Annotated in this window: 12 protein-coding genes; 4 read left to right on the top strand and 8 right to left on the bottom strand. The window is 43.8% G+C overall.

Annotated features, from left to right (window positions below; translation table 11 throughout):
* Positions 1–65 precede the first annotated feature (65 nt).
* The 3 genes from B2Z67_RS06415 to B2Z67_RS06405 form a co-directional block, all read right to left on the bottom strand.
* Entirely contained in the window at positions 66–557 is a 492-nt protein-coding gene (locus tag B2Z67_RS06415; RefSeq protein WP_291528992.1) for a PaaI family thioesterase, read from the bottom strand.
* 63 nt (positions 558–620) lie between these two features.
* Positions 621–2,672, bottom strand: coding sequence for a protein-disulfide reductase DsbD family protein (locus B2Z67_RS06410; RefSeq protein WP_291528991.1), 2,052 nt, complete (start codon positions 2,670–2,672; stop codon positions 621–623).
* 12 nt (positions 2,673–2,684) lie between these two features.
* The gene (locus B2Z67_RS06405) at positions 2,685–2,993 is read right to left on the bottom strand and encodes a Dabb family protein (protein WP_291528990.1); all 309 of its coding nucleotides are present in this window, start codon (positions 2,991–2,993) and stop codon (positions 2,685–2,687) included.
* Positions 2,994–3,094: 101 nt separating this feature from the next.
* Here B2Z67_RS06405 and udk point away from each other — a divergent pair, with 101 nt between their 5' ends.
* Together udk and B2Z67_RS06395 are read left to right on the top strand one after the other, a co-directional pair.
* Complete coding sequence (gene udk, locus B2Z67_RS06400; protein WP_291528989.1) at positions 3,095–3,703, top strand: uridine kinase; 609 nt, start codon at positions 3,095–3,097, stop codon at positions 3,701–3,703.
* Between the two features lie 27 nt (positions 3,704–3,730).
* On the top strand, positions 3,731–5,116 hold the full coding sequence (locus B2Z67_RS06395; protein WP_291528988.1) for a transglycosylase SLT domain-containing protein: 1,386 nt from the start codon (positions 3,731–3,733) through the stop codon (positions 5,114–5,116).
* Between the two features lie 179 nt (positions 5,117–5,295).
* Here the strand turns inward: B2Z67_RS06395 and metH are convergent, their stop codons facing one another.
* From metH to B2Z67_RS06370, 5 genes are all read right to left on the bottom strand, one after another.
* Complete coding sequence (gene metH, locus B2Z67_RS06390) at positions 5,296–8,061, bottom strand: methionine synthase (RefSeq protein ID WP_291528987.1); 2,766 nt, start codon at positions 8,059–8,061, stop codon at positions 5,296–5,298.
* Positions 8,058–8,510 carry an SsrA-binding protein gene (gene smpB, locus B2Z67_RS06385; protein ID WP_291528986.1) on the bottom strand — a complete coding sequence of 151 codons (453 nt, stop codon included), beginning with the start codon at positions 8,508–8,510 and terminating at the stop codon, positions 8,058–8,060. The genes metH and smpB overlap by 4 nt, the downstream gene beginning before the upstream one ends.
* Before the next feature lie 14 nt (positions 8,511–8,524).
* Positions 8,525–9,067 (bottom strand): Yip1 family protein, encoded by a 543-nt coding sequence (locus B2Z67_RS06380; RefSeq protein WP_291528985.1) that lies wholly within the window; start codon positions 9,065–9,067, stop codon positions 8,525–8,527.
* A 31-nt stretch (positions 9,068–9,098) separates the two neighbouring features.
* A complete protein-coding gene (locus tag B2Z67_RS06375; protein ID WP_291528984.1) occupies positions 9,099–9,974 on the bottom strand; it encodes a hypothetical protein in 876 nt (291 codons plus the stop codon).
* An 80-nt stretch (positions 9,975–10,054) separates the two neighbouring features.
* The gene (locus B2Z67_RS06370) at positions 10,055–10,552 is read right to left on the bottom strand and encodes a DMP19 family protein (protein WP_291528983.1); all 498 of its coding nucleotides are present in this window, start codon (positions 10,550–10,552) and stop codon (positions 10,055–10,057) included.
* Between the two features lie 446 nt (positions 10,553–10,998).
* On the opposite strand from B2Z67_RS06370, the gene B2Z67_RS06365 reads away from it, so the two are divergent.
* Together B2Z67_RS06365 and B2Z67_RS06360 are read left to right on the top strand one after the other, a co-directional pair.
* Entirely contained in the window at positions 10,999–11,700 is a 702-nt protein-coding gene (locus B2Z67_RS06365) for an iron-sulfur cluster assembly scaffold protein (RefSeq protein ID WP_291528982.1), read from the top strand.
* Positions 11,701–11,719: 19 nt separating this feature from the next.
* Positions 11,720–12,730 carry a GGGtGRT protein gene (locus B2Z67_RS06360; protein ID WP_291528981.1) on the top strand — a complete coding sequence of 337 codons (1,011 nt, stop codon included), beginning with the start codon at positions 11,720–11,722 and terminating at the stop codon, positions 12,728–12,730.
* Positions 12,731–12,887: the final 157 nt, after the last annotated feature.

The raw sequence follows: 12,887 nt of genomic DNA, 5'->3' as shown, positions 1-12,887 counted from the left end.
GTAGAATACGCGAAAACCCTGGGAGGGAGTTTTAGTGAGACAGTTCTATCTTGCGGAATCTTCTATCAAATCAGCGGAAGGATTTCTTCCGGTTCCACATCACAATGGCGGAAGAACATCTCCTTCTCTGCTTTCTCCGGCGGGTATGTGAAGTACGTACATACGGCTTCGGTACATACTTCTCCGTTTTCATTGCAAAGCTTTGCATTAATTGTCACGAGATTCCGCCTCTGTTCGCAGATTGACGCTCGCAGTACGATATATGAATCAGTGGTCGCTACCGGTTTACGGAAACGTGTCTCCATCTTTGAAGTTACCCCGGTAGTCTGTAGCTTGCGCAATACTACCCATGCGCAAATTTCATCCAGCAATACCGATTGAATGCCGCCATGCAATGTATTGAACCAGCCTTGGTACTCAGGACGCGGCTTCCAGATGCTCACCACCTCATCACCGTCTTCATAAAACTCCATCTTTACACCGGCCTCATTCTCAGGAGCACAACCGAAACAGTTGTATCCTTCCATATTCTTCCACGGGTTAATAATCTTCTTCATATAATTTTTGATTTAACTGAAGTTTCGCAAGTTACTTGTATGTTACTGAACTATCTCACAACCTTATTCCCCTTTTTTAAAGTTATCCAAACCGGTTTGCAGGAATTTGATATATTCGGGGATATCCTCATCATAAGAATAAGATTTGTTTAAAGGATACCCTTCATTGTCTACCAATACATAGAAAGGTTGCGTATTAGTGCCGAACTTCACATTCTGGAGATAACTCCACTTATCGCCAATAGTGCGCAAAGTACGGTTTTTGCCATTCTCGGTCACCTTCAGCGGAGCGGGAAGCGAAGCTTTGTTATCCACATACAAAGTAATAAGGACATAATCATCATTGATAAGGTCGCGTACCTTCTGATTAGTCCATACGGCAAGCTCCATCTTACGACAGTTGACACAGCCATAGCCCGTAAAATCCAGCATTACGGGTTTACCGTGCCGGCGGGCATATTCCATGCCGAGGTCATAATCATCGAACTTGGCATGTACTTCATTATTATAAAGATTAAAATCCTGTGTCTGGAGAGGTGGCGCAAAGGCGCTTACCGCTTTCAAAGGAGCTCCCCATAAACCGGGAACCATATACACGGCAAAAGCCAGTGAAAAGAGTGCCAGGAAGAAACGGCCTACTCCTACTTTCGTATTGTCATCATCGTGTGGGAACTTAATCTTACCTAACAGATAGAAACCTAACAAAGCGAATATTACAATCCACAACGCCAGGAATGTTTCCCGGTCGAGGATGTGCCAACCATAAGCCAAATCGGCTACGGAAAGGAATTTCAACGCAAATGCCAATTCCAGGAAACCAAGAGTAACCTTAATGACATTCATCCAACCTCCTGATTTAGGCATGGAGTTCAGCCAGGATGGGAATAAGGCAAACAACGTGAACGGCAAAGCCAAAGCTATCGCAAAGCCCAACATGCCGATGGCCGGCGCCGTTATGCTACCTGTTGTAGAAACCTGCACCAGGAGAGTGCCGATTATGGGACCTGTACAAGAGAATGAAACCAGGACAAGCGTAAATGCCATCAGGAAGATACTAATGAAACCGCTCGTAGCTTCCGCTTTGCTATCTACCGCATTACTCCATTTAGAAGGTAATGTCAGCTCGAACGCTCCGAAGAAGGAAGCTGCAAATACTACCAGCAGCAGGCAGAAAAGAATATTGAACACGGCATTCGTAGAAAGCGCATTCAATGCACTGGAGCCAAATATCAGCGTAATAGCCACGCCTAAAGCAACATATATCACAACAATAGAAACTCCATAAGTACACGCGTCACGAATCCCTTTCTTCTTGTCTTTCGAACGTTTCAGGAAGAAGCTGACTGTCATAGGAATAATAGGCCATACACAAGGAGTAAACAGTGCCACCAATCCGCCCAGAAAACCGGCGATAAAGATATATATCCACGACGCATCTTCCGAAGTTATCTCACCAAAAGATTGCAGTTCAGTAATAACCGGTTTCCAGAAGTCTATGTTTCCGGCAGTTATATCTGCCGGAGTACCGGCGCTACTAACAATAGTATCCGTAACGGCAGTCACTGCTTCTACTTTCAATTCTTGCTTGATATCCTGCTTAGGTTCCTGAACCGCAGGAGTTGCGTTTGCAGGAGTCGCGCTTGCTGAATTCTTAGCCGCAGCATCCGCCTTACCTGAGAAATCAAATTCTACCTGCGTAGGCGGCAAGCAAGTTTCATCATTACACGCGCCATATTCCAGATAGCCTTGTATCTGATAAGCGCCTCCCGTCAGTTTCAGCTTCTGTACAAATTGAGCCGTTGTCTCAAAATAGCGTACATTCATCTCGAATATCTTGTCGTACGAAGCCACTTCTTTACCTTTCGGCTGTAGTCTTCCCACAACTTCGGCACCTGATATTTTCTCGGCATTGAATGTGGCAGAGATAGGCCCTCCGTCACCCAAATCGGTAGAATAAACGTGCCACCCTTTATCAATGGTAGCGGTAAATACGATTTCCGCTTCACCCGCCGCCGGTGTTTTCAGTTCCGATTTGAAATTAACGGGGTCTTGTATCTGAGCCTGCGCTACAACAGTAAGAAGCAGTAGTGCATAAATAGATAATATCTTCTTCATGACAATCAATGATTAATTGTCGATTGTGTCGTAGTCCACACACGCGCGACTCTCTTTTACTTCGGCAATCAGCTTGCCTGCCGCAACATGCTCGGGATGGGTAGCGTAAGTCTTCACGTCGTCCAACGAGTCAAACTCACTGTAAAGAGCAATACTCCATGTTTCGGCAGGGTTGATATTCAACCCTACTTCAATCTTACGAATAACAGATATTTTAGCAGGAAGAGCCTCAATAGCCTTCTTAAATTCATTCACTGCCGCCAACTTTTTGTCAGCCGGAATCTCGTCTTTCAATTTGAATAAAACAATGTGTTTGACCATAACTTTGCTTTTCTAATGATTTATCTATATATTTGTCAACCGAAGCGATTGAATTATATCGGCAAAAATACTCGTTTTGTTTTATATATACACTTAAACGGATGTTAATAATAGGAATTGCAGGCGGAACAGGTTCAGGAAAAACCACCGTCGTACGTAAGATTATTGAAAGCCTGCCGGCTGGTGAGGTGGTACTGCTACCACAGGATTCATACTACAAAGACAGTAGCCACGTGCCTGTAGAGGAGCGGCAGAATATAAATTTTGACCACCCGGACGCTTTTGAATGGAGTTTGCTATCCAAGCATGTAGGCATGCTGCGCGAAGGAAAAAGTATTGAGCAACCCACCTACTCGTACCTGACGTGTACACGCCAACCCGAAACCATTCATATCGAACCCCGGGAAGTTATCATAATTGAAGGCATTCTTGCCCTATGCGACAAGAAACTGCGTAGCATGATGGATCTTAAAATCTTTGTGGATGCTGATCCTGATGAAAGACTTATCCGTGTGATACAGCGGGACATTATAGAACGCGGGCGTACCGCCGAAGCCGTTATGGAGCGATATACCCGTGTCTTGAAGCCTATGCACTTGCAATTCATCGAGCCATGCAAGCGGTATGCCGACCTTATTGTGCCCGAAGGAGGAAATAATCAGGTAGCGATTGATATTCTGACGATGTACATAAACAAACATCTGGTATAATCGTTTTATTAGCTAAAGAATAAATAGATGAAAACTACCACCACCACTTTCCTGATTGTTTTTTTGTGCCTGTGCTGTTTGTTAGGATGTAGAAATAAGCAACGTAACACCACACTCGAAGAAGTGACAGGCGATTTACAACAAATAAAAGATAGCGGAGAGCTTGTCGTGTTAACCATGTACAGTTCCACCTCTTATTTTATGTATCGCGGGCAAGACATGGGATTTCAATACGAACTAAGCGAGCAGTTTGCCAAAAGTCTCGGTGTGAAGTTACGCATAGTTGTAGCCAAAAACGTGAACGAACTCATAGAGAAATTACTGGCGGGAGAAGGGGATATGATAGCATACAATCTTCCAATCACAAAAGAATGGAAAGATAGTTTGACGTATTGCGGCGAAGAGATTATAACGCATCAGGTCATTGTGCAACGTACAGGTGCGAAACCGCTAACGGATGTAACCGAACTTATCGGTAAAGACATATACGTGAAACCGGGCAAATATTACGACCGGCTGGTGAACCTGAACGAAGAATTAGGCGGTGGTATCCACATTCACAAAGTAACCAATGACAGCATTACGGTAGAAGACCTTATAACCCAGGTATCACAAGGCAAGGTTCCATATACGGTTGCCGACAACGACATAGCCCGGCTCAATACGACCTACTACCCTAATCTGAACATCAAGTTATCTATCAGTTTTGACCAAAGAGCTTCGTGGGCGGTACGTAAAAGCAGTCCGAAGCTGGCGGAGGCTGCCAATCAATGGAGTAAACAGAATGCGACTTCTCCTGCCTACACGGCCAGTATGAAAAGGTATTTCGAGATCAGCAAAGACATTCCTCTCTCTCCTATCTTATCGCTACGCGAAGGGAAAATTTCACTTTTCGATAATCTGTTCAAGAAGTACGCCACGGAAATAGATTGGGACTGGCGATTACTGGCTTCTCTTGCCTATACTGAATCGAATTTTGACACTACTGCCGTGTCATGGGCAGGTGCAAAAGGATTGATGCAATTGATGCCCGCCACCGCACGAGCAATGGGAGTGCCGGAAGGTGAAGAGAGCAACCCCGAGGAGAGTGTGAAAGCTGCCGTGAAATATATTTCTATCACCAGCAAGAGTTTCTCTTCGATTCCATATAACGAACGACTCAAATTTGTGCTGGCATCCTATAATGCCGGTATCGGACATATACAGGATGCAATGGCGCTGGCCGAGAAATATGGTATGGATAAATATGTCTGGAATGACAATGTAGAGAAATTCATTCTAATGAAAAGTAATGAAGAGTATTATACCGATTCCGTATGCAAGTTCGGATACTTCCGTGGAATAGAAACATATAATTTTGTGAGGGATATTACGGCGAGGTTTGAGACGTATAAGGAGAAGATAAAGAAGTAGTAGTAAAGTAGTGAGTAAGTAGTAAGTAGTAAGTAGTAAGTAGGCTGTATTATTTTTATTCCGCATGGTAGTAATCACTAGCTACTTACTACTTGCTACTTACTACTTACTACTAACTACTTACTACTAACTACTAACTACTTACTACTAACTACTTACTACTAACTACTTACTACTAATCAAAATAATCTCAGCTTATTCATTTGCGCCTCTTCCAACGAAACCGTCTTTGGAGCTTGTACTGCGTTTTTCTCACGCAATTGCCGGTATTCGGAAGTCAGTTCTTCTTCCAATTCGCCTTTCATCACGGGGTTCATCAGACGTGCAGCCACAGTCGCATTCTGGGAAGCATCTTTCAGGTGAATAACAGGAGCATGGTAAACAGGAGCTATTTTTAATGCCGTATGCAGTTGGGAAGTAGTGGCGCCACCTATTAATAAAGGAATATCAGCACCCGCTTTCTCCAATTCAATAGCCACATGCACCATCTCTTCCAACGAAGGGGTTATCAAGCCACTAAGACCAATCATATCGACCTTTTCCTCTAATGCGCGCTGAACGATAGTTTCGGCAGGTACCATCACACCAAGGTCGATAATCTCATAACCGTTGCATGCCATTACCACGGAAACAATATTCTTACCGATATCGTGTACATCACCTTTCACCGTGGCAAGCAGTACCTTACCGGCGGAAGCAGTACCTTCTTCTTTTTCCTCTTCGATTACGGGCTGAAGAATAGCAACAGCTTTCTTCATGGTACGTGCAGTCTTTACCACCTGCGGCAAAAACATCTTTCCCGCACCAAACAACTCACCTACATGGTTCATGCCCGCCATCAACGGACCTTCAATAATAGCAACAGCCTTCGGATACAGTTTCAATGCTTCAGCCAGATCTTCTTCCAGATAATCACCCAAACCTTTCGTCAAAGCATACTTTAAACGTTCCTCCACCGTAGTGTCACGCCACTGAAGTTGAGAGTTGGAAGTCGAAAGTTGGGAATGAGTCACACCGTTATTACTTCCCGCTTCTCCATTTCCGGCTTTCAGTCGGGCAGACAATTCTATGAGCCGCTCCGAAGCATCAGGACGACGATTCAGGACTACATCTTCTATATATTCCAACACTTCGGCAGGGATGTCCGTGTAAAGTACGGAAGTAGCCGGATTCACAATTCCCATATCCATTCCCTCACGAATGGCATGGTAAAGGAATACCGCATGCATAGCCTCACGAATGTAATTATTCCCCCGGAAAGAAAATGAAAGATTGCTTACGCCACCGCTGACATGTGCACCGGGCAGATGTTTCCGTATCCATCCCGTAGCCTGAATAAAGTCTACGGCATAGTTGTTATGCTCCTCCATCCCTGTAGCAACCGCAAGTACATTGGGGTCGAATATAATGTCATGAGGATTGAAACCTACTTTTTCAACTAAAAGCCGGTAGGCACGGGAGCAAACTTCAATCTTACGCTCGCAAGTATCCGCCTGCCCTTTCTCGTCAAAAGCCATCACTACAGTGGCGGCACCGTATTGCCTGATGGCGCGGGCATGTTCCAGGAACTTCTCTTCTCCTTCTTTCAGGGAAATAGAGTTAACGATAGACTTACCTTGCAAACATTGCAATCCGGCAACGATCACTTCCCACTTGGATGAGTCAATCATCACGGGAACACGGGCAATCTCCGGTTCGGAAGCTATGAGGTTAAGGAAAGTAGTCATCTCAGCTTCTGCATCCAGCAAGCCGTCATCCATATTTACGTCGATAACTTGTGCACCGTCTTCCACTTGTTGACGGGCTATACTGAGCGCCTCGTCATATTTCTTCTCATTAATCAGACGCAGGAATTTGCGGGAGCCGGCAACATTACATCGCTCACCGATATTGATGAAGTTCTTTTCAGGAGTTACTTCAAGCAATTCCAAGCCGGAAAGCCAAAGACTATCAGGCGTCGGAGCAGGAATATGGGGAACAGCACCGGCTATCAGTCCGGGGTATTCAGCAATATATGCATCAGTCGTACCGCAACATCCGCCAATGATATTTACCAGACCTTCATGGATGTATTCTTTCACCTCATGCGCCATATCAGCGGGTGTCTGGTCATACTGACCAAGACTGTTAGGCAGTCCGGCGTTAGGATATGCACTGATATGATAAGGAGCACGGGCGGCAAGCTGTTCAAGGAAAGGTTTCAACTGACGGGCGCCGAATGAGCAGTTCAACCCCACGGAGAAGATTTGGGCATGTTGAACCGAAGCAAGAAAAGCCTCTAAAGTCTGTCCCGACAATGTACGTCCCCCCGTATCGGATACGGTTACGGAGAGCATAACAGGCACGTGGATATTCGTCGCCTCCATCGCCTTTTCAGCGGCATAGATAGCTGCTTTCGCATTCAGGGTATCGAAAATGGTTTCTATCAGCAGCACGTCCACTCCTCCTGCCAGCAATGCTTCCATTTGCTCGCGGTAGGCATCCGCCAATTCATTATATGTAAGTGCACGCATTGCAGGATTATTCACATCCGGACTCATTGAGCAAGTCTTGTTGGTAGGCCCGACAGAACCGGCTACAAAACGGGGTTTATCCGGTGTAGAGTATTCATCAGCCACTTCACGCGCCAACTTCACGGCTGCGAGATTGATATCACGCACATACTCCTGTACATGGTAATCCTCCATACTGACTCTGGTAGAACTGAACGTATTAGTCTCAATGATATCCGCCCCTGCCACCAGATACTTCCGGTGTATATCCTGTATCACATCAGGACGCGTCAGGCATAACAAGTCATTGTTCCCTTTCATTTGCCCGGGAATATCAGCGAAGCGTTCTCCCCGGAAATCTTCTTCCGTTAAGTTATACTGTTGTATCATGGTGCCCATAGCACCATCTAAAATAAGGATACGTTCACGTACCAGCTCTTGAATAGTCTTCATCTTTTAAACATGCGCGCCATATCGCGCTTATCATCTTTTTCTTTCAGGGACTCGCGCTTGTCGTACTGCTTTTTACCTTTAGCAAGGGCTATTACCACCTTTGCCAGTCCTTTTTCATTGATAAACATGCGCACGGGAATCATTGTGAAACCGGGGTCTTTAGCTCCGCGAGCCAGTTTATCCAGTTCCTTTTGGGTAAGCAGAAGTTTTCGCTCCCTGCGCGCCGAATGGTTATTGTACGAACCATAAAAGTATTCGGCAATATGCATATTCCTTACCCACAATTCACCATTGGCAAAGTAGCAGAACGTATCCACAAGGCTTGCCTTTCCCATACGAATGGATTTAATCTCCGTTCCGGTAAGCACAATACCTGCCGTATAGGTGTCTATCAGTTCGTAATCGAATGTAGCACGCTTGTTTTTTATATTAATAGGAGCTTGTTTCATCTTAATTTCATGCGTTAGTTGAGTACCATCGTCAGCTTATTAAATATAAACTGAATGAGCATGGGGCAGGCAATCAGCAGGATAGAAGACAGGATGGTAAATTTCAAACGGTCTTTATCCTCAACCTTCATCAGAACGGGTGCCCCTTCCCACACCACATATATAATATAGAATTGCAACAGCAATCCGATGATATTAAAGTCCGGTAATATGCCGATAATAATCTGAAGCAAGAAAGGAACGACCAGCGCATAACCTGCAAACTGTTGGGTCAAAGGTATATCACTGTTCATCGTAAACATTCTGACGCGCATCTCATTAATAAGATATGCTGCCAGAAAATATCCTCCGAAGAGGGAAACTGCTACGGCGCAACATTGCGTCATAGCATATTGAAAGCTTTCAGGGCCACCCCATCCTTTTGCCAGCAATGAGCCAACAAAGATGGATAATCCGCATAAACCAATCATAGGATAGACAAAAGCAATAAATACTTTTCGTCTATCCTCCAAACGAATTTCCTCCCAAGCTTTCGCCGGGGAGGAAATTAGTAACATTGCGATATGGAATAATGCTTTATAGTCCAAATTATAAATTTATAGTATAATCCCAAACGTTTTCAGTAGCTTCATCCAATGAATTATTATTCCTGTTAACCTGGCCTACTACTTTAATCTTAGTCGGTCTCTGTCCTGCTTTAGCTTGAAATGCAGCCAGTGCAGAAGTTAACCGATATACTTTATCAGCTAAAGTGTACTTATTACGCGTAACCAATTCATCACTCGTTTCAGTTATTACATGATTGATAGTTAAAACCAATTCAGTATCTCCCTGATTGATACTTTCCAAATCATAAGTAAGTATAAAGGCATGCTTTGCAAATTCTTCTTTTTGCTTTTCATCGTTACTTTCCTCTTTTACCCAATAAACAGGACGTATATACAGATATTCATTATCAAAAAAAACAAATGGATCTATATTCGTGCTATTAGCTGTCAGGTATACAGAACCGGAAAAAGCATATAAAGCCGAATTTGCTTCTGTAGATTCAGAAATATTTGTTGGTCCTTCATTACCCTTTGCACTCAAAGAAACCGGTTCAATTCCATTATAAAGCGTTACATTTATAGAAGGGGCATCAACAGATTGTTCATCCGTATTAAATTGAAAACAAAGATAATAAATTTCACCCGGACGAAAATTCATTGTTATAGGAGTTGTTAGAACCAATTGTTGTCCACCAGGCAACTCGAATGTAGGAGGATAAGAATTAACACACTTAGTAAAAAGAGCATCTACATATATAGGATCATCTTCGCTGTTAAAGCAAGAAGTAAGAGAAACACCCATTAATGCGGTAAGGGCAACCATCCAGATTTTCAAATTAGCCATTTTCATTGTTCTATAAATATTAGAGTTTGCAAATTTAGATAAAAGAATTGAGTTGTTTAATACTCCATTCATTTTTTTATTGTTTTTAATGAGTAAATTAATTATTAAGCTAAATACTGCACACCTACCGTTTTATTTAACTTTTATTTATATTACACAATCTTTGCAAACGCATCCAGATGCTCGTCCACATACCCGGCAATCAAAGCTGTGACCTCCTCTTCCTTTTCCAGGAACTCTTCTTCCAATTCATCAAAAGCCTCATACTGCTCGTACATTGCCATAAATTCATCATCCGTACGCTCCCGTTCCAAGTCATCACGGTAAGCATCATAGATTTTCTTGGCTCTATACACCAACTTACTGAAATCTTCCACTCCCCACAAGCGCATGACTTTGGCAAACGGATTAGCAAAAATATAACTGCCATAACCGTTCTGTATCAATTGACAGAAGCCACCATCCATCACCTCGTCACGAAATATTTGGTATGCAAGCAAAGTATGCTGTTCGCCCGTCAGTAACGACATGCAACCAGCCGTCAGTTCACCGCCAATCACTTCTTTGTATTTATCCGTAAATACCTGGATGAAAGCATCCATCCCCTCGCCCGCTGCATTACGCAGAGCGGCATCCGTAATTTCTATCATAATCTTTTTTTTATTATTGCAGCAAAGATAGTATATATCAAGGCAACCGCACCAAAATTTTATTCATAACTTGCAAGGTATGGGCAATTGATAAAAAAAGAAGCTGTATCAAAAGTAAAGTACACTATCAAACTTATAACGCAAAAATCATCTGTGCTTCCGGGTATTTTCCTTGTTTATTCAAACGGCAGGTGAAATACCCGTTCACGCAACCTGCTATTACCAGTGTCAGTGCAGCGGTAAGAAGTATAACTTCAAAACCACTCGTTAACATGATTGTAATGTGGAGATTACAATACACAGAATCACAGGGTTTTATTATCTATTTTTTCATAAAAAGTCGGATAGCGTGATTTGCATAAACAAAGAAAAGAAGTAACTTTGCAAGCGATTTAAAATTCAGGACTATATTTTTATTTTATATAACTTAAAAAAAAGAGCTAATTATGACTTATTCACACGAAGTGGAACACATGTGTGTTGTGAAGAAAGGTCCTAACCACGGACCGGCTCCTATTCCCGAAGAAGGTAAATGGGTAAAAGCTAAAGAAATTGTTGACATCTCTGGTTTGACACACGGCATTGGCTGGTGTGCTCCTCAGCAAGGTGCATGTAAATTAACCCTTAATGTGAAAGAAGGCGTTATTCAGGAAGCACTGATTGAAACAATCGGCTGTTCCGGTATGACTCACTCGGCAGCTATGGCATCCGAGATCCTTCCGGGTAAGACTATTCTCGAAGCCATGAACACCGACCTCGTTTGTGACGCTATCAACACTGCCATGCGCGAACTCTTCCTGCAAATCGTTTACGGACGTACCCAGTCTGCTTTCTCAGAAGGCGGCTTGATTATCGGTGCCGGCTTGGAAGACTTGGGCAAAGGTCTGCGCAGCCAGGTAGGTACATTGTACGGAACATTGGCTAAAGGTCCGCGTTACCTCGAAATGGCTGAAGGTTACATCAAAGCCGTCTTCCTTGATAAAGATGATCAGATCTGCGGCTACGAATTTGTACACATGGGCAAATTCATGGACGAAATCAAGAAAGGTACCGACGCTAACGAAGCGTTGAAAAAGGTAACCGGTACTTACGGACGCGTAACTCCGGAACAGGGAGCAGTTAAACAAATCGATCCACGTCACGAATAAATAAGGAGGAAAAAGAACTATGATTAGAGAAGTAAAATTTGAAAGTCAAGACCGTCGTATCAAAGGTATCATTGAAGCTTTGAACGCTAACGGCATCAAAGACATCGAAGAGGCTAACGCAATCTGCGAAGCTGCCGGACTCGATCCTTATAAAACGTGTGAAGAAACTCAGCCTATCTGCTTCGAGAATGCAAAATGGGCTTATGTAGTAGGTACTGCAATCGCTATCAAGAAGGGTTGCACAAACGCTGCCGAAGCTGCCGAAGCTATCGGTATCGGTCTGCAAGCATTCTGTATTCCGGGTTCTGTAGCCGACGACCGTAAGGTTGGTATCGGCCATGGTAACCTGGCAGCCATGTTGCTGCGCGAAGAAACCAAATGTTTCGCTTTCCTGGCAGGCCACGAATCATTCGCTGCTGCCGAAGGTGCAATCAAAATTGCCGCTAAGGCGGACAAAGTACGTAAAGAGCCTTTGCGTTGCATCCTGAACGGTTTGGGCAAAGACGCTGCCATGATCATTTCCCGTATCAACGGCTTTACTTATGTTCAGACTCAGTTTGACTACTTCACAGGTGAACTGAAAGTAGTTCAGGAAATCGCATACAGCGATGGTCCTCGTGCTAAAGTGAAATGCTACGGCGCCGACGATGTTCGTGAAGGTGTAGCTATCATGTGGAAAGAAGGCGTAGACGTATCCATCACAGGTAACTCTACTAACCCCACTCGTTTCCAACACCCGGTAGCCGGTACTTACAAGAAAGAACGCGTTCTTGCCGGTAAGCCTTATTTCTCTGTTGCTTCCGGTGGTGGTACAGGCCGTACTCTTCACCCGGATAACATGGCAGCAGGTCCGGCTTCTTACGGAATGACGGATACAATGGGCCGTATGCACTCAGACGCTCAGTTCGCCGGTTCTTCATCAGTTCCTGCTCACGTAGAAATGATGGGATTCCTGGGAATCGGTAACAACCCGATGGTAGGTTGTACAGTGGCTTGTGCGGTTGACATAGCTCAGGCTTTGGGTAAGTAATCCAAGTAATTCTAAGATAATAAATCCCTGTAACTGATAAGGTTATGGGGATTTTTGTTTTCAGTAAGCTAAAAACATTGCAGCCAAATCATTATGATTTAACCTGCATTATTCATAAGTGTCTTGTTATAAATGAGAATTTATGCTTGAACACAGA

Origin of the sequence: Bacteroides sp. UBA939 (assembly GCF_002293435.1) — a bacterium.
Taxonomy (GTDB): Bacteria; Bacteroidota; Bacteroidia; order Bacteroidales; family Bacteroidaceae; genus Bacteroides.
The sequence above is the reverse complement of the archived record's forward strand: the minus strand, read 5'-3'. Positions and strand labels throughout refer to the sequence as shown.